Raw genomic sequence first — 16,462 nt, forward strand, 5'->3', positions numbered from 1 at the left:
GCTCCCTTACAAGCCTTTCGGCGGGGCGTCCGGCCCTTTCCCGTGCAGGGTCGGGTCGGCTTCAGTGGTCCCGCTGAGCGCGCAGGTACGCCTCGAACTCCGGCGCGGGCAGGGGGCGGCTGAAGTAGAACCCCTGGCCCTCGTCGCAGCCCTGGGCCTGCAGGAACTCGACCTGGCCGTCGGTTTCCACCCCCTCCGCCGTGGTCTGCATGCCCAGGGCCTGCGCCATGCGGATGATGGCGCTCACGATGGCCCGGTCATTGGCATCGTCTTCCAGATCGCGCACGAACGACTGGTCGATCTTGAGCTTGTAGATCTGGAACCGCTTGAGGTAGCTCAACGAGGAATATCCGGTGCCGAAGTCGTCCATGGACAGGCGCACGCCGCGGTCGTGAAGCTGGTCCATCATGGCGAGCGCGGCGGCGGGGTCGTCCACCGCGGCGCCCTCGGTCAGCTCCAGCTCCAGCCGGCGCGCGGGCAGGCCTGCCTGTTCCAGGCAGCGCGTGACCATCTCGGGTAGCTGGGGATGCCTGAACTGGACGGCGGAGACGTTCACGGACACCGCCCGCAGGGGCAGCTGCAGATCCAGCCAGCGTTTGGCGTCCTTCACCGCGGTGTGGATCACCCATTCCCCGATCGCCACGATCATGCCGCTGCTTTCGGCCACCGGAATGAACTCGGCCGGCGACACCATGCCCAGCTCGGGATGGCGCCAGCGCAGCAGTGCCTCGGCCCCCACCACCTGGCGCGCGGTGAGCGAGACCTGGGGCTGGTAGTGCAGTTCGAACTGGTTGCGCTCCAGCGCGCGGCGCAGGGCGTTCTCGATCAGCAGGGCGCGCGCCGTGCGCGCCTCGAGGTCGGCGGTGAAGAAACCGTACCGGTTGCGTCCGTTCTGCTTGGCACGGTACATGGCGGCATCGGCCCGCTGGTACAGCGTGTCGAACGAGTCGCCATCGGCGGGATACATCGCGATGCCCACCGACAAGGTGGTGGTGAGTTCGTACGGGTCCACCTGAAACGGCTGGGCGATGGCCGCGAGCAGCCGGGTTGCCATGTCGGCCGCGGAGGGTGCCGAGGTGGCGGGCAGCAGCAGCAGAAATTCATCGCCCCCCAGGCGCGAGACGGTGTCCTGAGGCCGCAGCAGGGACTGAAGGCGCTGCGCCACCGCCACGAGCAGGATGTCTCCAATGCGGTGGCCCAGCGAATCGTTGACGTTCTTGAAGTGGTCCAGGTCCAGGAACAGCATGGCCAGGGTGCCGCCTCGCGCCTGCTCGTTGGCAATGAGGTGCTGCGCGCGCTCGGCCAGCAGCGCGCGGTTGGGAAGGTTCGTGAGCGGGTCGAAATGCGCCAGGCGCTGGATGCGGTCCTGGGCCTCGCGCTGCTGCGTGATGTCGCGAAACAGCGTGATGGAGTGCGTGGCGACGCCATTGCCATCGCGCACGCTGCTGACCGACAGCCACTGGGGGTAGGTGGACCCGTCCTTGCGGCGGCCGCAGGCCTCGCCCTCCCAGTGGCCGTCCTGGGACAGCCGTGCGTACACGGCGTCGGCGCTGGCGTTGTCTGCCGGCCGGGCGACCGTGAGCAGGCGCACGGACTGCCCCACGGCCTCGGCTTCCGTGTACCCCGTGATCCGCGTGAAAGCCCGGTTGATGCGCACGATCGTATGGGCCGCGTCGGCGATCACGATGGCTTCGCTGCTCTGGTCGAACACCTGGGCGGTCAGCTGCAGTTGCTCCTGGGACCGCTTGCGCTCCGTGATGTCGCGCGACAGCAGGATGAACCGTGGCTTTGCGCCCGGGGACGTGGCCTTGCGCGCGGCGGACAGCTCAAACCACGTGGTGCCCACCCCGGGCAGGTCGAGCATGATCTGCCGCCCGGAGGACCAGCCCTGCGCCTGGGCATCGCTCAGCACGTCCAGCACCGACAGGGCTGCCAGCGCTGGCAGCACCTCGGTCACGTTGCGTCCCACCAGCGTTTCGGCGGGGCCCATGAGCAATTCGGCGCGCTGGCTGTGCACGCTGCAATAGAACCCGTCCTGGTCGAGTTCGAAGAGAGGGTCCGGGATGGCGTCGATGGTGGCGTGCAGCTGCTGCTGGGTGGCCTGGATTTCCGAGGTGCGCTGGGCCACCTGATAGGCCAGCCCGCGCTCGTGGGCCTTCAGCTCGAAAAGAAGCCGGGCCAGGTAGGTCATCATCAAGGCAAACAGCAGGCCCACCGCGCAGCGCATGAGCAGCACGGCCGGGTCGCCCCAGCCCTTGATGGGGACCAGGCTCAGGGTCCATTGCCCGTTGGGCAGGGTCAGCGACCGGCCCACCGCGTCCGCGCCCGGGGGCGGGTCGGATGCGGCAATGGTCTGTTCCTCGCCCGTGTCGGGCCGGACGCGCCACAGCCGGTAGTGGTAGCCGCGCAGCGTCAGCTGCGGCAGGCGCGCCGCGGCCAGCACTTCGGGCAGGCGGATGGTGACGTAGGTGAACCCCCAGAAGGCGCGGTGCCCCTGGGCATCGTCGAGGTAGACGGGCTGGCGCCCCACCACGCCCAGGCCGCCTTGCACCAGCTCCATGGGGCCGGCCAGGGTCAGCCGGCCCGACTCCCGGGCCCTGGCGGATTCGGGGCCCTGCCGGGGGTCGTTGAGCTGGTCGAACCCGATGGAGTTCTCGTTGCCCTGGCGCGGCACGACCTGTTTGACCACTCCCCCGGGAGAGAGGCCCATGGCCGTGATGCCCGGGTAGAAGGGCAGCATCTGCGTGCCGATCTCCTCGAACTGCGTCACCTCTCCCCGGCCCTGGCGCACCAGCGCCACCAGGGTGTTGTTGGCCGACAGGGCCAGCTCGATGGCGCGTTGCAGCGCCTGGACGTGGTCACCCGCCATGTCCGTCACCTGCGTGCGGTGCTGGGCGCGCTCCTGGCGCTCAAGGGCCCACACCACCACCCCGGCACAGGCCGCCGCCAGAACAAACACGATCAGCGAGCCCGCAAGAGGGCTTCGGGAGCGGGTGGGGGCGGATGCGTGCACGGTGCGGTTTCCTGAACCAATTATGCAGGCCCGTTGGCGTCGATGCGGGGTTCTGCGCGGCGATCCGCTGTCATGGGATTGACATGCGGCCGACATGGCGGCGTCACGCGGCAATTTCACACTCGTGCCCAGGGGAAACGGTTCCCAGCCCATGGTTGGGGCCTCCAGCCGAACCCGTCCTGACACAAGGAGATGTTGCACCATGAATGAGCTGCCCACCTTGACGCCGCCCCTGTCCGCCGAAATCGTTCCCCAGCGGCCGCTTCGCGGCACGGCTGCCATGCCCGGCGCCCTGCAGCCGGTGGCGGCGCGGGGGGCCATCGAGGTGGCATGGGCGCGGCATGAAGATGAGGTGCGCCAGGCGCAGCGGTTGCGGTTCGATGTGTTCGCGGCGGAGATGGGCGCTCGATTGACGACCCCCATCCCCGGCCACGACGTGGACCTGTTCGACGACTATTGCGAGCACCTGCTGGTGCGCGACGCCCAGAGCCAGCAAGTCATTGGGACTTACCGCGTGCTCACTCCCGCACAGGCCCGGCGCGTCGGCGGCACCTACAGCGACACCGAGTTCGACCTGACGCGGCTGCGCTCCCTGCGCCCGCGCATGGTGGAGCTGGGCCGCAGCTGCGTGCACCCCGACCACCGCCACGGCGGCGTGATCATGGCGCTGTGGAGCGCGCTGGCGGACTTCATGGTGCGCAACCAGCTCGACACGATGATCGGCTGCGCCAGCATCCCCATGCTGCACAACGGCGTCGTCAGCGGCGACGCGGCCGCGAGCATCTGGCAGCAGGTGCGCAAGACACACCTGGCTCCCATCGAATACCACGTGCTTCCCCGACTGCCGCTGCCCGTCGAGCAGCTGGACGGCTCGATCACGGTGGATCCCCCGGCGCTCATCAAGGGCTACCTGCGCTTGGGCGCGCGCGTGCTGGGCGCTCCAGCCTGGGACCCGGACTTCAACACCGCGGACCTGCCGATGCTGATGCGCCTGGCGGACCTGCACCCCCGCTATCGCAAGCATTTCCTGGGGGCCTGATGCGCACCGCGTTCGATGCCCTGGGCCCCTGGATGGAACCGTCCGTGGGCCACGAGGACATGGCCGACGACGCACATGCCTTCGCGGCGGGTCATCGCCGGTACCGCGCGGTCTTCATTTCGGATTTGCACCTGGGCACCCCGGGGTGCCAGGCGGTCGCGCTGCTGGACTTTCTCAAGCACCACCCCAGCGACCACCTCTACCTCGTGGGCGACATCGTCGACGGCTGGCAGCTGCGCCGCAAGTGGTTCTGGCCCCAGGCCCACAACGATGTCGTGCAAAAGCTCCTGCGGCGCGCGCGCAAGGGATGCCGGGTGGTCTTCGTGCCTGGCAACCATGACGAGTTTGCACGCGCCTTTGTCGGCCACTCGTTCGGCGGCATCGAAGTGCTGGCCGAGGCGGTGCACACCACGGCGGACGGCCGCAGCCTGTGGGTCACGCACGGAGACCACTTTGACGGAGTGATCCAGTGCGCCAAGTGGCTGGCCTACCTGGGGGACAACCTGTATGAGTTCACGCTGCGGCTCAACCGGCACCTCAACACCTTGCGCGCCCGCATGGGGCTGCCCTACTGGTCGCTGTCGGCCTACCTGAAGGGCAAGGTCAAGAAGGCGCTCAACTACGTGACCGACTTTGAAGTGGCCGTGGCCGCCGAGGCGCGCCGCAGGGGACATGACGGCGTGGTGTGCGGCCATATCCACCGCGCGGAGATGCGGGAGATCGGCGGAACCCTGTATTGCAATGACGGCGACTGGGTGGAAAGCCACACCGCGCTGGTCGAACACCTGGACGGCCGGCTGGAACTGCTCCAGTGGCCCGCTTCTCCCTTCGCCGACACATCGCGGACCGAGGCCGCCGTTGCCCTATGAAAATCGCCTTGCTGACGGATGCCTGGCTTCCCCAGGTCAACGGGGTCGTCACCACGCTGCTGGAGCTGGTGCGGGAGCTGGAAGCCGCCGGGCACGCGGTCCAGGTGCTGCATCCCGGCCAGTTCGCAACGCGCCCGTGCCCTGGCTATGCAGGGATCGATCTGGCCGTGCGGCCCGCGCAGCGCGTGGCAGGGATGCTGGACGCGATGGAGCCCGACGCCATCCACCTGGCCACCGAAGGACCGCTGGGCTGGGCGGGGCGCCGCTACTGCCTGCGCAAGGGCCTGGCATTCACCACGGCATTCCATACCCGTTTCCCGGAAATACTGAACGCGGCCTTGCGGGTGCCGCTTGGATGGGGGTACGCGCTGTTCCGTCATTTCCATCGCCCGTCATCGGGCGTGATGGTGCCGACGCACGGCGTCCTGCAGATGCTGGAGCACCGGGGATTTCGCAACCTGCGCCTGTGGACCCATGGCGTTGACACGCAGGCTTTCGCGTTCCACGGCGCCACCACCCCCAGCCCGCTCATGGGGGCCCTGGCCCATCCCGTGGCCTTGTACGTGGGACGGATCTCGTACGAAAAGAACATCGAGGCCTTCCTCCGGCTGGACATGCCCGGCTCCAAGGTGGTGTGTGGTGTCGGCCCGCTGGAGGCGCGCCTGAAGGCCAGGTACCCGCAGGTCCGCTGGCTGGGCATCCTGGACCGCCCGGCACTGGCACAGGTGTATGCGGCGGCGGATGTTTTTGTGTTTCCCAGCCGTTCTGAAACCTTCGGGCTGGTCATGCTCGAGGCCATGGCCTGCGGAACGCCGGTGGCCGCTTTCCCCGTGGACGGGCCGATGGAAGTGCTGGGTGCACATCCTGGCCAGCCGGCACGGGGGGGCGTGCTGCATGACGATTTGCTGACTGCAAGCCAGGAGGCGCTGGCGATTGCCCGCTCCGACGCCCGGGCGCGTGCGCTCGATTTCACATGGGCCCACGCCGCGCGGCTGTTCGAGCAGTACCTGGTTCCTGCCCGGACACAGGGCGTGGCGCGTGTGACTGTCACGGAGCCTGTCACATCTTTGTCATCTGGGCGTTAAATACTGCAGCCATCCTGCACTCGTCGCGCTTGCGTATCCATGTTGCCCTTGCCCCCCGATGACGCTGTTGCCCTGTCGTGTGACAGGCCCGATGCCACGCCGGCGCCACGCGACGGCGGCGTGGGCCACGCACCGGCAGCCGCGCCCACTGCGGCGCCGCCCCACATGTTCCTGGACAGGGACCACAGCATCCTCGCGTTCAACGAACGGGTGTTCGACTGGGCCGTGAGAACGGATGTGCCGCTGCTGGAGCGGCTGCGCTACCTGTGCATCGTGTCGTCCAACCTGGACGAGTTTTTTGAAGTGCGTGCCGCGCCGCACATCACCGCGGCCCAGAAAGGCGAGACCCAGGGCCTTTATTCGACGGCATCCTTCGAAGCCGTGGCCGCCAAGGTGCACGGGCTGGTGGACCGGCAGTACACGCTGTACAACGAGTCCCTGGTGCCTGCGTTTGCCGCCCATGGCATCCGGATCGTGGGGCATGGGGAGCGTTCGCCCGCCCAGAAGCGCTGGGTCCACGAGTATTTCGTGGGCGAGGTGCGGCCGCTGCTGATCCCGGTGGGGCTGGACCCCGCGCACCCCTTTCCCCAGGTGGCCAACAAGTCCCTGAACTTCATCGTGCGCCTGAAGGGGCACGATGCATTCGGGCGAGAGAACGAGATCGCCATCGTCAAGGTTCCCAGGGCCCTGCCCAGGCTGATCCGCATGCCTGCCCGCGTGGCACCCTCGGAAGCGCTTTTCGTGAGCCTTTCCAGCATCGTGCGGGCACACCTGGACGAGCTCTTTCCGGGGCGCGAGGTGACGGAGTTCTCGCAATTCCGGGTGACGCGCCATTCCGACCTCGCGCTGGACGAGGAGGATGTGCGCAATCTGCGGACAGCCCTGCGCCAGGGCCTGCAGCACAGGCACTATGGGCAGGCCGTCCGGCTGGAAGTGTCCGCGGGATGTTCGCAATTCCTGTCCGACTTTTTGCTGGCGCAGTTTGCCTTGCCCCCCGCCGCCTTGTACCGGGTACCCGGGCCCGTGAACCTGGTGCGCCTGACCCAGCTGGTGGACCTGGTGGATGCGCCCGCCCTGCTGTTTCCGACCTGGAATTCCGCCTGGCCACGGCAATTGCAGGCCGGAGTGTCCATCATGGAGCAGCTGCGCCAGCGCGACGTGCTCATCCACCAGCCGTTCGAGAGCTTCGACGGACTGCTCGCTTTCCTGCGCGAGGCCGTCAACGATCCCGACGTCCTCGTTATCAAGCAGACGATCTACCGCACCGGTGGCGATTCCGAACTCATGGACCTGCTGACCGAGGCCGTGCGCCGGGGCAAGGAGGTCATGGCGGTCGTGGAACTCAAGGCCCGCTTTGACGAGGAAGCCAACATCAACTGGGCCGAGGCGCTGGAGTCGATTGGCGCGCAGGTGGTGTATGGCGTGGTGGGGCTCAAGACACATGCCAAGATGCTGCTGGTCACGCGCAGGGAAGGGCGCCAGCTGAGGCGGTACGGGCACCTGTCCACCGGCAACTACAACGTGCGCACGGCACGGCTCTATACCGATCTGAGCTATCTCACTGCCGACGAGGAAACCACGGCGGACATGGACGGGGTGTTCAACCACCTCGCGAGCCAGAACCGCCCGCCCAAGCTGCGCAAGCTGATGCTGGCGCCGTTCCATCTGCACCGGCGCATGCTGGAGAAGATCGAGCAGGTGGGGCAGGCCGCGAGCCGGGGAGAGGATGCGCGCATCGTGGCCAAGATGAATGCCCTGACCGATGAAGCCTTGATGCGCGCGCTGATTCTGGCCGCCCAGCGCGGAGCGCGCATCGACCTCATCGTGCGCGGGGCCTGCATGCTCGCGGCCCAGGTGCCCGGGGTGACCGACAACATCCGGGTGCGCTCGGTGATCGGCCGCTTCCTCGAGCACACGCGGGTCTTCTACTTCCGCTGCGGCAGCGACGAGGACCTGTACCTTTCCAGTGCCGACTGGATGAACCGCAACATGATGCGGCGCGTGGAACTGGCCTGGCCCGTGACGGACCCGCGCCTGCGGCAGCAGATCGTTGACGAGTGCCTGGTGGCCTACCTGCACGATGACCGGGACGCATGGACGCTGAATGCGCAGGGAGGCTATGACCGGGCACCCCGCCCCGAGGACGGAGTGGGCGCCCAGGACGCCCTGATGGTCCGCTACGGACCGGCCCCTTCCCCGGAGCAACTCGACCAAGGGACAGCATGATGGATCTCATCCTGTGGCGACATGCGGAGGCGGAAGAAGCCGCTGAGGGGGGTGATGACCTGGCGCGGGCCTTGACGCCGCGGGGCGAAAAGCAGGCAGCGCGCATGGCTGCATGGCTGGACCGGCAGCTGCCCGAGGGCCTGCGCGTGCTGGCCAGCCCCTCGCGGCGCACCGAGCAGACGGCCAGCGCCCTGGGGCGCAAGTTCAAGATGCGGGCCGAGCTGCTGCCGGGCGGGACGCCGCAGGAACTGCTGGACCTCGCACAGTGGCCGCGCGCCAAGGGCACGGTGCTGATCGTGGGCCACCAGCCCATGCTGGGGCAGACCATCGCCCAGCTGATGGGACTGCAGGCTTCGGAATGCGCCGTGCGCAAGGGCTCGGTCTGGTGGCTGAGGCAGCGGCAGAGGCTGGACCAAAGCCAGACATTGCTGATCGCCGTTCAGTCGCCCGAGTTTGTTTGATGCCGGTTGCGCCAGGGGCCGTCCCCGGCGCAGACCGGCTCACTTGCGCGTGGCCTTGGCGGCGGTCCTGGCGGCCGGTGCGGCCGCGGCGACGGGGGCTGCGGCCGCTTGGGCCCTGGGGCGTCCCGTCTTGATGGACGGCACGGCCTGCACTGCGGTGCGCAGTGCGCTGTCGGACATCGCCGCCAGCACCTTCAGGCCGGCGCGCAACAGCTCGCTCTTCTTCACGGGCTGCGCGAGCGCCGCAGAGCGCTGCTTCAGTGTCTCGATGACGGCGTATTCATCCTTCGGGATGGTAAAGCTGTCACGCACCAGCTTGGGCTTCTTGGCCTTGGTGTCCGGGGCAGCCTGCGGCGTGGGTGCTTTTGCTTTGGCGGGCTGGGGCGCGGCCGCAGCCTTCTTAGAGCTGGCCCCTTTCGCCTTGGGGGCGGCAGCAGCGGGCTTCGCGCCCGCTTTCCTGGCCTGCTTGGCGGGAGCCGCTGCCTTGGCGGGTGATTTGGCGGCTACCGCGGCAGAGGGCTTGGCAGGTTTTGCGGGCGCTGTGGCTGTGACTGCGGGGGCGGACGGGGCGGGTGGTGTGGCGCTGGTGGTGGTCATGATGAAGGCAGTGGGTCAATAAATAAACGGTATAAACAGTTTATATAGTTTATTGCCAATGCTCAGGGAAGGTCAACCACCAGTTCCCAGGGCGTCTTCTGCCAGGCCTGGACTTCCTCGCGAAGAAGGTGCGCAGACTGCGGAAAGGCCGCAGCCCAGCCGGGGCGGGCGCGCAGGAGAAAACGCGGCCCTTCGGCTTGCAATGAAAGGCCTGCCGTGTCCGGATCGCGGCGCGCATGGCACAGCGCCACGGACAGGCGCAGGCTCAGCAGCTGCAGCACGAAGACAGGATCTTGCAGGTCCGCGCCGAGCTTGCGCACCTTGCCGCGCTGTCCCTGCACCAGCACGCCCAGGCGATGCAGTTCGGGAACGGCAAACCCGGCGGCATCGGTGTTGTCCAGGATGTAGGCGCCGTGGCGGTGGTAGTCGCTGTGGGATATGCGGCAGCCGATCTCGTGCAGCCGCGCCGCCCAGTCAAGCTTGCGCGACGCTCGCTCGCTGTCGCCGGGCGTGGCCTGCTCGAACAGGGCACACGCGGTGCGCGCCACCCGTTCCGCGTGCTCCATGTCCACGCCAAACCGCTGCATGAGTCCATTGACGGTGGTGGTACGCAGGTCGGTGCCGGGTTGCTCTCTGTCCAGCAGGTCGTAGAGGGCGCCCTGGCGCAAGGCGCCCTGTGCCACCTGCATGTGCTCGATGTCCAGCAGGTCGAAGACGGCGCGCAGCACGCTGATTCCCCCGCCGATGACGGCGCGTCGCTCTTCCTTCAGCCCTTCCAGGCGCACGCGGTCGGCAGACTGGGCGCGCAGCAGGCGCTCGTGCAGCCAGCCCAGCCCGTCCCGCGTGATGAGGCCCTGCGGGCCGCCGGCGGCGGCCAGGATGTCACCCACGGCGCCCGCGGTGCCGGAGGAGCCGTAAGACACGTCCCAGGTCTCGGGGCGGAAGGTTTCCAGCGCTTCGTCCAGCACGGCCTTGGCCGCGATCTCGGCGGCCAGGAACGCCTGGGCCGTGAATTCGCCGTTGGCGAAGTAGCGCTGCGACCAGGCCACGCTGCCCACGCGGTACGAGGCCACGGAGTAGGGTGTGAACTGCTGGCCCAGGATGAGCTCCGTGGAACGCCCTCCGATGTCCACGACCAGGCGGCGCTCGTCGGATTGCGGCAGCAGGCGGGCCACCCCCTGGTAGATCAGCCGTGCTTCTTCCGGGCCCGACACCACATCGATCGGATAGCCCAGCACCTCGCTGCCGCGTGACAGGAACTCGTCCCGATTGCGTGCCTCGCGCAGCGTCTGGGTCGCCACGGCACGGACCTGGGCACGGGGAAACCCCGCCAGCCGCTCCCCGAATCGTGCCAGGCAGGCCCAGCCACGCTCCATGGCGTCGCGCGTCAGATTGCGGTCTTCATCGAGGCCGTTGCCCTGGCGCACGGTTTCCTTGAGGTATTCCACCCGCTGGATATGTCCGAACTCATAGCGCCCGATTTCAAGGCGAAAACTATTGGAGCCGAGGTCGACCGCGGCGAGGCGTGTGCCGTTCTGCATGTATTTCTGGTGGGAGCTTCGTTCGGCATCGTACCGCGAGCGTCAGGTGCATCGGTGCGGCACCCGTCGTCTCCCTCATGGAGGCGGGTGCTGATCGCGAGCCGCCCAGTGTCCGTGGACCGTGTGACAGATTCATGACGGTGCGCGCGGCGCTGGATGACCGTGTGGCGGCTCTGTGCGACGGGGTGCCTTGTGTCACCGAATTGTCATCTTGGGGGCCTAGAGTTCGTGCTGTTCCTGTTAACCCTAGCCAAAAGGTACTGAATAATGAAACGCACATTTCTCAAAACCGTCGCTGTCGCACTGGCCACCATGGCTGTGGGCAGTGCCTTTGCGGCGGACATCACCGGTGCAGGCGCGACCTTTCCGTTCCCCATGTACGCCAAGTGGGCCGAGGCCTACAAGAAGGAAACGGGCACGGGCCTGAACTACCAGTCCATCGGATCCTCCGGCGGCATCCGCCAGATCCGCGCCAAGACCGTGGCTTTCGGCGCCACCGATGCGCCCGTGTCCGGCGCCGACCTGGACAAGGACGGCATGGTGCAGTTTCCCGCCATCATCGGCGGCACGGTGCCCGTGATCAACCTGGACGGCTTCAAGCCCGGCGAACTGCGCGTGACGGGCCCCGTGCTGGCGGACATCTTCCTGGGCAAGATCGCCAAGTGGAACGATGCCAAGCTCGCCGCGCTGAATCCTGGCAAGACCCTGCCCGACCAGAACATCACCGTGGTACACCGCGCGGATGGTTCGGGCACCACCTTCAACTGGACCGACTACCTGTCGGCGGTCAGCAAGGAGTGGGCTGATTCCGTGGGCAAGGGCGCGGCCGTGAAGTGGCCTGCCGCGTCGTCCGTAGGCGGCAAGGGCAACGAAGGCGTGGCCGCCAACGTGACCCGCGTGAAGGGCGCTGTCGGCTACGTGGAATACGCCTACGTCAAGAAGAACAACATGAACTTCCTGCAACTGCAGAATGCAGACGGCAAGTACGTGAGCCCTGACGACAAGACTTTTGCGGCCGCCGCCGCCAGCGCCGACTGGTTCAGCGTGCCGGGCATGGGCATCTCGATGGTCAACGCCAAGGGCGCGGACAGCTGGCCCGTCAGCACCGCTTCTTTCATCCTGATGTACAAGGACCCCGCCGACAAGGCGCAGTCGGCCGAAGTGCTGAAGTTCTTCGAGTGGGCGTTCAAGAACGGCAAGGGCATGGCCACGGAACTGGACTATGTTCCGCTGCCCGACAGCCTGACCGCCGAGATCCGCTCCAAGGTCTGGTCGCAGATCAAGAAGTAAGCCAGTTGCCCCAGAATACCCCCCATCGGCCGGCTGGTCTGGCTGATGGGTGCTGGTTTGTGGGGCCTCCAGAAGCCAGATGGGAGTCAACATGAGCGTGGGAACCACCATGAGTTCGCAACCTGTGTCCGTCAAGACGACGGACGCCCCCACAGAGTCCATGGTATCGATTGCCAGGCGGCAGCGCCTGCAGGACATCTTTTTCCATCGCCTGACCCAAAGCCTGTCGCTGCTGGTGCTCGCGGCGCTGCTGGGCATCATCGTTTCCCTTTTTGTCTACGCGTGGCCGACATTCCACAAGTTCGGAGTCCAGTTCATCTGGCGCGTGGAATGGGACATCATCAATGAAGAATTCGGTGCCGCGATTGCCATCGTCGGCACCCTGGCGAGTGCCGGCATCGCGCTGCTGATCGCGGTGCCCCTGGCTTTCGGCATCGCCCTTTTCCTCACGGAAACCTGCCCGGTCTGGCTGCGGCGCCCGCTGGGCACGGCGGTGGAGTTGCTGGCGGCCGTGCCTTCGATCATCTACGGCATGTTCGGCCTGTTCGTGTTCGCCCCGCTGTTTGCCGACTACTTCCAGATGCCGGTGCAGAAGCTGCTGGGCTCGATGCCGCTGGTGGGCTTCCTGTTTGGCGGCAGCACCAACGGTTTCGGCATCCTGGCCGCCGGCATCGTGCTGGCGTTCATGGTGCTGCCCTTCGTGGCGGCCGTGATGCGCGATGTGTTCGAGATCGTCCCGCCCATCCTGCGCGAGTCGGCCTACGGCCTGGGCTGCACGACCTGGGAGGTGGTGCGCCGCGTCGTGCTGCCCTATACGCAAAAGGGCGTGATCGGCGGCGTCATGCTGGGCCTGGGCCGCGCCCTGGGCGAGACCATGGCGGTGACCTTCGTGATCGGCAATGCCAACCGCATGCCCACTTCGCTGTTTTCGCCAGGGACGTCCATTGCCTCCACGCTGGCCAATGAATTTGGCGAGGCGGCGGATTTCCACCTCTCCACGCTGTTTGCCCTCGGTTTCCTGCTGTTCGTGATCACGTTCGTGGTCCTGTCGGCCGCCAAGATCATGATGCTGCGCGCCGAAAAGGCCAAGGGCCTCTGAGCCCGCGCCGCACTGCCCATGAACCTCCTTTGAGACAAGCTCCATGGAATTCAACCAACAACTCTACAAAAAGCGCCAGCGCTCCAACGCCGTCGGCCTGACCCTGTCCCTGGGCGCGATGGTGCTGGGCCTGTTCGTGCTGCTGTGGATACTGAGCGTGCTGCTGGCCAACGGCCTGGCCGCGCTGGACCTGAACATGTTCACCCAGTCCACGCCGGCACCGGGCTCCGAGGGCGGCGGCCTGGCCAACGCCATCGTCGGCAGCCTCATGATGGTGGGCTTCACCGTGCTGGTATCGACGCCGATCGGTGTTCTGGCGGGCGTGTACCTGGCGGAATACGGCGACCAGAGCAAGACGGCCGAACTCACCCGTTTCGTGACCGACATCATGCTGTCGGCCCCGTCCATCGTGCTCGGGCTCTTCGTCTACGCGATTGCCGTGGCCACGGTGGGCAACTTCTCGGGCTGGGCTGGCAGCCTGGCGCTGTCGCTGATCGCCGTGCCCGTGGTGGTGCGCACCACCGAGAACATGCTGCGCCTGGTGCCCGGCAGCCTGCGCGAAGCGGCCTTCGCGCTCGGCGCGCCGCGCTGGAAGGTGTCCACCATGGTCACCCTGCGTGCCGCGCGCAGCGGCGTGATGACCGGCCTGCTGCTGGCGGTGGCCCGCATCAGCGGCGAGACGGCGCCCCTGCTGTTCACCGCGCTCAACAACCAGTTTTTCAGCACCAACATGAGCGCCCCCATGGCCAACCTGCCGGTGGTGATCTTCCAGTTTGCCCTGAGCCCCTATGAGAACTGGGTGCGCCTGGCCTGGGGCGGTGCCTTGCTCATCACGCTGTCGGTGCTGATCCTCAACGTCGTGGCACGGGTCTTCCTGCGCGAGAAGAACCGCGTCTGACCCCACGCCAGCCCTCCCCATTGCAGATACAGACCGCCTCCATTTTCAGGAATTGACAATGAACGCCACCGCTACCGCCACCGCCAGCAAGAATGCGCTGGAACTGCGCAACCTGAGCTTCTTCTACGGCAAGTTCCAAGGGCTGCGCAATGTCAGCCTCAACATCGCGGAACACAAGGTCACCGCCTTCATCGGCCCTTCGGGCTGCGGCAAGTCCACCCTGCTGCGCACGCTCAACCGCATGTACAGCCTGTACCCGGGCCAGCGTGCCGAAGGCTCGATCAACTTCTACGGCCAGGACATCCTGGACCCCAAGCAGGACATCAACCTGCTGCGCGCGCGCATCGGCATGGTGTTCCAGAAGCCCACGCCGTTTCCCATGTCCATCTACGACAACATCGCCTTCGGCGTGAAGCTCTACGAGACGCTGAGCAAGAGCGAGATGGACGACCGCGTGGAATGGGCGCTGTCCAAGGCGGCGCTGTGGACCGAGGTGAAGGACAAGCTGCACCAGAGCGGCCTGTCCCTGTCCGGCGGCCAGCAGCAGCGCCTGTGCATCGCGCGCAGCGTGGCCGTCAAGCCCTCGGTGCTCCTGCTCGACGAGCCCACCTCTGCGCTGGACCCGCTGTCCACCGCCAAGATCGAAGAGCTGATCGACGAGCTCAAGCACGACTACACCATCGCCATCGTGACGCACAACATGCAGCAGGCCGCCCGCTGCAGCGACTACACCGCCTACATGTACCTCGGCGAAATGATCGAGTTCGGTGCCACCGAACAGATCTTCTTCAAGCCCGAGCGCAAGGAAACCGAAGACTACATTACCGGCCGTTTCGGCTAAGGAGACAGCAGATGCCCGATAAACATCTTTCGTCCCAGTTCGACAGCGAACTCAACAGCGTGTCCGCCCGTGTCATGGAGATGGGGGGGCTGGTGGAATCGCAGATCCGGCAGGCGGTCTACGCGCTGTCCCAGTTCAGCCTGGAGGCCGTGGAGACCGTGGCCTCGATGGAGACCCGCATCAATGCGATGGAGGTCGAGATCGACCAGGAGCTGTCCTCCATCATCGCCCGCCGCCAGCCCACCGCGCGCGATTTGCGCCTGCTGCTGGCCTTCTCCAAGGCCACGGCCAACCTCGAGCGCATGGGCGACGAGGCCAACAAGATGGCGCGCATGGTGCGCTCCATCATCGAAGGCGGCGCCCCGCGGTCGCTGCCGTCGAGCGACCTGCGCGTGGCAGCCGAGCTGGCCTCGGGCCAGCTGCGCAAGACGCTGGACGCGTTCGCGCGGCTGGACGTCAAGGCGGCCGTGGCCATCCTCAAGGAGGACGACCTCATCGACAAGGAATTCGACGGCTTCGTGCGCAAGCTCATCACCTACATGATGGAAGACCCGCGCACCATCTCGCCCAGCCTGGACCTGTTGTTCCTGGCCAAGGCCATCGAGCGCATCGGTGACCATTCCAAGAACGTGGCCGAGCTGATCATCTATCTGGTCAAGGGCAAGGATGTGCGCCACACTGCCCTCGACGAGATCGAGTCGGCCGTGCTGTAAGAAAGGGCTTTGGCACACCTATGAGAAAGCTCCCACGCGTCCTCATCGTGGAGGACGAACCCGCGATTGCCGAGCTGATTGCCGTCAATCTGCGCCACAACGGATTCCAGCCCTTCTGGGCGGAAGACGGCGACTCCGCCCAGCGCGAGCTCGACGCCGTGCTGCCGGATGTCATCCTGCTGGACTGGATGCTGCCGGGCCAAAGCGGCCTGTCGCTGGCCCGCAAATGGCGTGCCGACAGCCGTACCAAGCCCATCCCCATCCTCATGCTCACCGCCCGTGGCGACGAGCCCGACAAGGTGGCGGGGCTGGATGCCGGTGCCGACGACTACATCACCAAGCCATTTTCCACGCAGGAGCTGCTGGCCCGCATCCGCGCGGTGCTGCGCCGCCGTGCGCCCGAGCAGGTCAGCGACAGCGTGACCATCGGCGAGCTGGTGCTGGATGCCGGCACCTACCGCGTGACCTTCCAGGGCCAGCCGCTCAAGGTGGGCCCCACCGAGTTCAAGCTGCTGCACTTCCTGATGAAACACGCCGAGCGCGTGCACAGCCGCTCGCAGCTGCTCGACAAGGTGTGGGGCGACCATGTGTTCATCGAGGAGCGCACGGTGGATGTGCATGTCAAGCGGCTGCGTGAAGCGCTGGGTGCCGCATCCGTCATGGTGGAAACCGTGCGCGGGGCAGGCTACCGGCTCACGGCCCAGCCGCAGGTGCAGTTGCAGGCGTGATGGCGCAGGCCTGATGTTTGGATGGGGTGCACGGGTTGCGCCCCTGGCGTTGATAAGAAGGC

The 16,462-nt window shown here is 66.7% G+C and carries 14 protein-coding genes; 11 read left to right on the forward strand and 3 right to left on the reverse strand.

From position 1 onward, the window contains the following. Positions 1–61: 61 nt before the first annotated feature. Entirely contained in the window at positions 62–3,013 is a 2,952-nt protein-coding gene (locus tag AC07PV_RS21935) for a bifunctional diguanylate cyclase/phosphodiesterase (protein WP_492807736.1), read from the reverse strand. A 202-nt stretch (positions 3,014–3,215) separates the two neighbouring features. Between AC07PV_RS21935 and AC07PV_RS21940 the strand changes: the two genes are divergently transcribed. The 5 genes from AC07PV_RS21940 to AC07PV_RS21960 are packed head-to-tail and all read left to right on the forward strand — an operon-like array spanning position 3,216 to position 8,693. Further along, the gene (locus AC07PV_RS21940; protein WP_492807734.1) at positions 3,216–4,052 is read left to right on the forward strand and encodes a GNAT family N-acetyltransferase; all 837 of its coding nucleotides are present in this window, start codon (positions 3,216–3,218) and stop codon (positions 4,050–4,052) included. Next, positions 4,052–4,921, forward strand: a complete 870-nt coding sequence (locus AC07PV_RS21945) for a UDP-2,3-diacylglucosamine diphosphatase (RefSeq protein ID WP_218297668.1) — start codon at positions 4,052–4,054, stop codon at positions 4,919–4,921. Before AC07PV_RS21940 ends, AC07PV_RS21945 begins: the two co-directional genes overlap by 1 nt. Continuing rightward, on the forward strand, positions 4,918–6,006 hold the full coding sequence (locus tag AC07PV_RS21950) for a glycosyltransferase family 4 protein (RefSeq protein ID WP_494597405.1): 1,089 nt from the start codon (positions 4,918–4,920) through the stop codon (positions 6,004–6,006). Before AC07PV_RS21945 ends, AC07PV_RS21950 begins: the two co-directional genes overlap by 4 nt. Before the next feature lie 39 nt (positions 6,007–6,045). After that, the gene (gene ppk1 / locus AC07PV_RS21955) at positions 6,046–8,232 is read left to right on the forward strand and encodes a polyphosphate kinase 1 (protein WP_494631320.1); all 2,187 of its coding nucleotides are present in this window, start codon (positions 6,046–6,048) and stop codon (positions 8,230–8,232) included. Next, entirely contained in the window at positions 8,229–8,693 is a 465-nt protein-coding gene (locus AC07PV_RS21960) for a SixA phosphatase family protein (RefSeq protein ID WP_218297665.1), read from the forward strand. The genes ppk1 and AC07PV_RS21960 overlap by 4 nt, the downstream gene beginning before the upstream one ends. Positions 8,694–8,732: 39 nt before the next feature. Here AC07PV_RS21960 and AC07PV_RS21965 read toward each other — a convergent pair whose 3' ends face one another. Together AC07PV_RS21965 and AC07PV_RS21970 are read right to left on the reverse strand one after the other, a co-directional pair. Then, positions 8,733–9,290 (reverse strand): hypothetical protein, encoded by a 558-nt coding sequence (locus AC07PV_RS21965; RefSeq protein ID WP_218297664.1) that lies wholly within the window; start codon positions 9,288–9,290, stop codon positions 8,733–8,735. Positions 9,291–9,352: 62 nt separating this feature from the next. Further along, complete coding sequence (locus AC07PV_RS21970; protein WP_218297663.1) at positions 9,353–10,831, reverse strand: Ppx/GppA phosphatase family protein; 1,479 nt, start codon at positions 10,829–10,831, stop codon at positions 9,353–9,355. 267 nt (positions 10,832–11,098) lie between these two features. Between AC07PV_RS21970 and pstS the strand changes: the two genes are divergently transcribed. From pstS to phoB, 6 genes are all read left to right on the forward strand, one after another. Continuing rightward, positions 11,099–12,121: a phosphate ABC transporter substrate-binding protein PstS gene (gene pstS, locus AC07PV_RS21975; RefSeq protein ID WP_218297662.1), complete on the forward strand. Its 1,023-nt coding sequence runs from the start codon at positions 11,099–11,101 to the stop codon at positions 12,119–12,121. 79 nt (positions 12,122–12,200) lie between these two features. Continuing rightward, positions 12,201–13,220 carry a phosphate ABC transporter permease subunit PstC gene (gene pstC / locus AC07PV_RS21980; protein WP_218297661.1) on the forward strand — a complete coding sequence of 340 codons (1,020 nt, stop codon included), beginning with the start codon at positions 12,201–12,203 and terminating at the stop codon, positions 13,218–13,220. Between the two features lie 43 nt (positions 13,221–13,263). Beyond that, positions 13,264–14,118 (forward strand): phosphate ABC transporter permease PstA, encoded by an 855-nt coding sequence (gene pstA, locus AC07PV_RS21985; RefSeq protein WP_218297660.1) that lies wholly within the window; start codon positions 13,264–13,266, stop codon positions 14,116–14,118. Positions 14,119–14,176: 58 nt separating this feature from the next. Next, a complete protein-coding gene (gene pstB, locus AC07PV_RS21990) occupies positions 14,177–14,959 on the forward strand; it encodes a phosphate ABC transporter ATP-binding protein PstB (RefSeq protein WP_218297659.1) in 783 nt (260 codons plus the stop codon). Positions 14,960–14,970: 11 nt separating this feature from the next. Then, on the forward strand, positions 14,971–15,672 hold the full coding sequence (gene phoU, locus AC07PV_RS21995; protein ID WP_010457902.1) for a phosphate signaling complex protein PhoU: 702 nt from the start codon (positions 14,971–14,973) through the stop codon (positions 15,670–15,672). A gap of 20 nt (positions 15,673–15,692) precedes the next feature. Next, positions 15,693–16,400, forward strand: coding sequence for a phosphate regulon transcriptional regulator PhoB (gene phoB, locus AC07PV_RS22000; RefSeq protein ID WP_142146933.1), 708 nt, complete (start codon positions 15,693–15,695; stop codon positions 16,398–16,400). The last annotated feature ends 62 nt before the right edge of the window (positions 16,401–16,462 follow it).

It is taken from the genome of Acidovorax sp. GW821-FHT09A11, from assembly GCF_059418365.1.

Excerpts from the sequence above, each read along its gene's own strand:
- AC07PV_RS21940 (WP_492807734.1), top strand. The coding sequence starts at position 3,216 with ATGAATGAGCTGCCCACCTTGACGCCGCCCCTGTCCGCCGAAATCGTT.
- AC07PV_RS21945 (WP_218297668.1), top strand. The coding sequence starts at position 4,052 with ATGCGCACCGCGTTCGATGCCCTGGGCCCCTGGATGGAACCGTCCGTG.
- AC07PV_RS21950 (WP_494597405.1), top strand. The coding sequence starts at position 4,918 with ATGAAAATCGCCTTGCTGACGGATGCCTGGCTTCCCCAGGTCAACGGG.
- ppk1 (WP_494631320.1), top strand. The coding sequence starts at position 6,046 with ATGTTGCCCTTGCCCCCCGATGACGCTGTTGCCCTGTCGTGTGACAGG.
- AC07PV_RS21960 (WP_218297665.1), top strand. The coding sequence starts at position 8,229 with ATGATGGATCTCATCCTGTGGCGACATGCGGAGGCGGAAGAAGCCGCT.
- AC07PV_RS21965 (WP_218297664.1), bottom strand. The coding sequence starts at position 9,290 with ATGACCACCACCAGCGCCACACCACCCGCCCCGTCCGCCCCCGCAGTC.
- AC07PV_RS21970 (WP_218297663.1), bottom strand. The coding sequence starts at position 10,831 with ATGCAGAACGGCACACGCCTCGCCGCGGTCGACCTCGGCTCCAATAGT.
- pstS (WP_218297662.1), top strand. The coding sequence starts at position 11,099 with ATGAAACGCACATTTCTCAAAACCGTCGCTGTCGCACTGGCCACCATG.
- pstC (WP_218297661.1), top strand. The coding sequence starts at position 12,201 with ATGGGAGTCAACATGAGCGTGGGAACCACCATGAGTTCGCAACCTGTG.
- pstA (WP_218297660.1), top strand. The coding sequence starts at position 13,264 with ATGGAATTCAACCAACAACTCTACAAAAAGCGCCAGCGCTCCAACGCC.
- pstB (WP_218297659.1), top strand. The coding sequence starts at position 14,177 with ATGAACGCCACCGCTACCGCCACCGCCAGCAAGAATGCGCTGGAACTG.
- phoU (WP_010457902.1), top strand. The coding sequence starts at position 14,971 with ATGCCCGATAAACATCTTTCGTCCCAGTTCGACAGCGAACTCAACAGC.
- phoB (WP_142146933.1), top strand. The coding sequence starts at position 15,693 with ATGAGAAAGCTCCCACGCGTCCTCATCGTGGAGGACGAACCCGCGATT.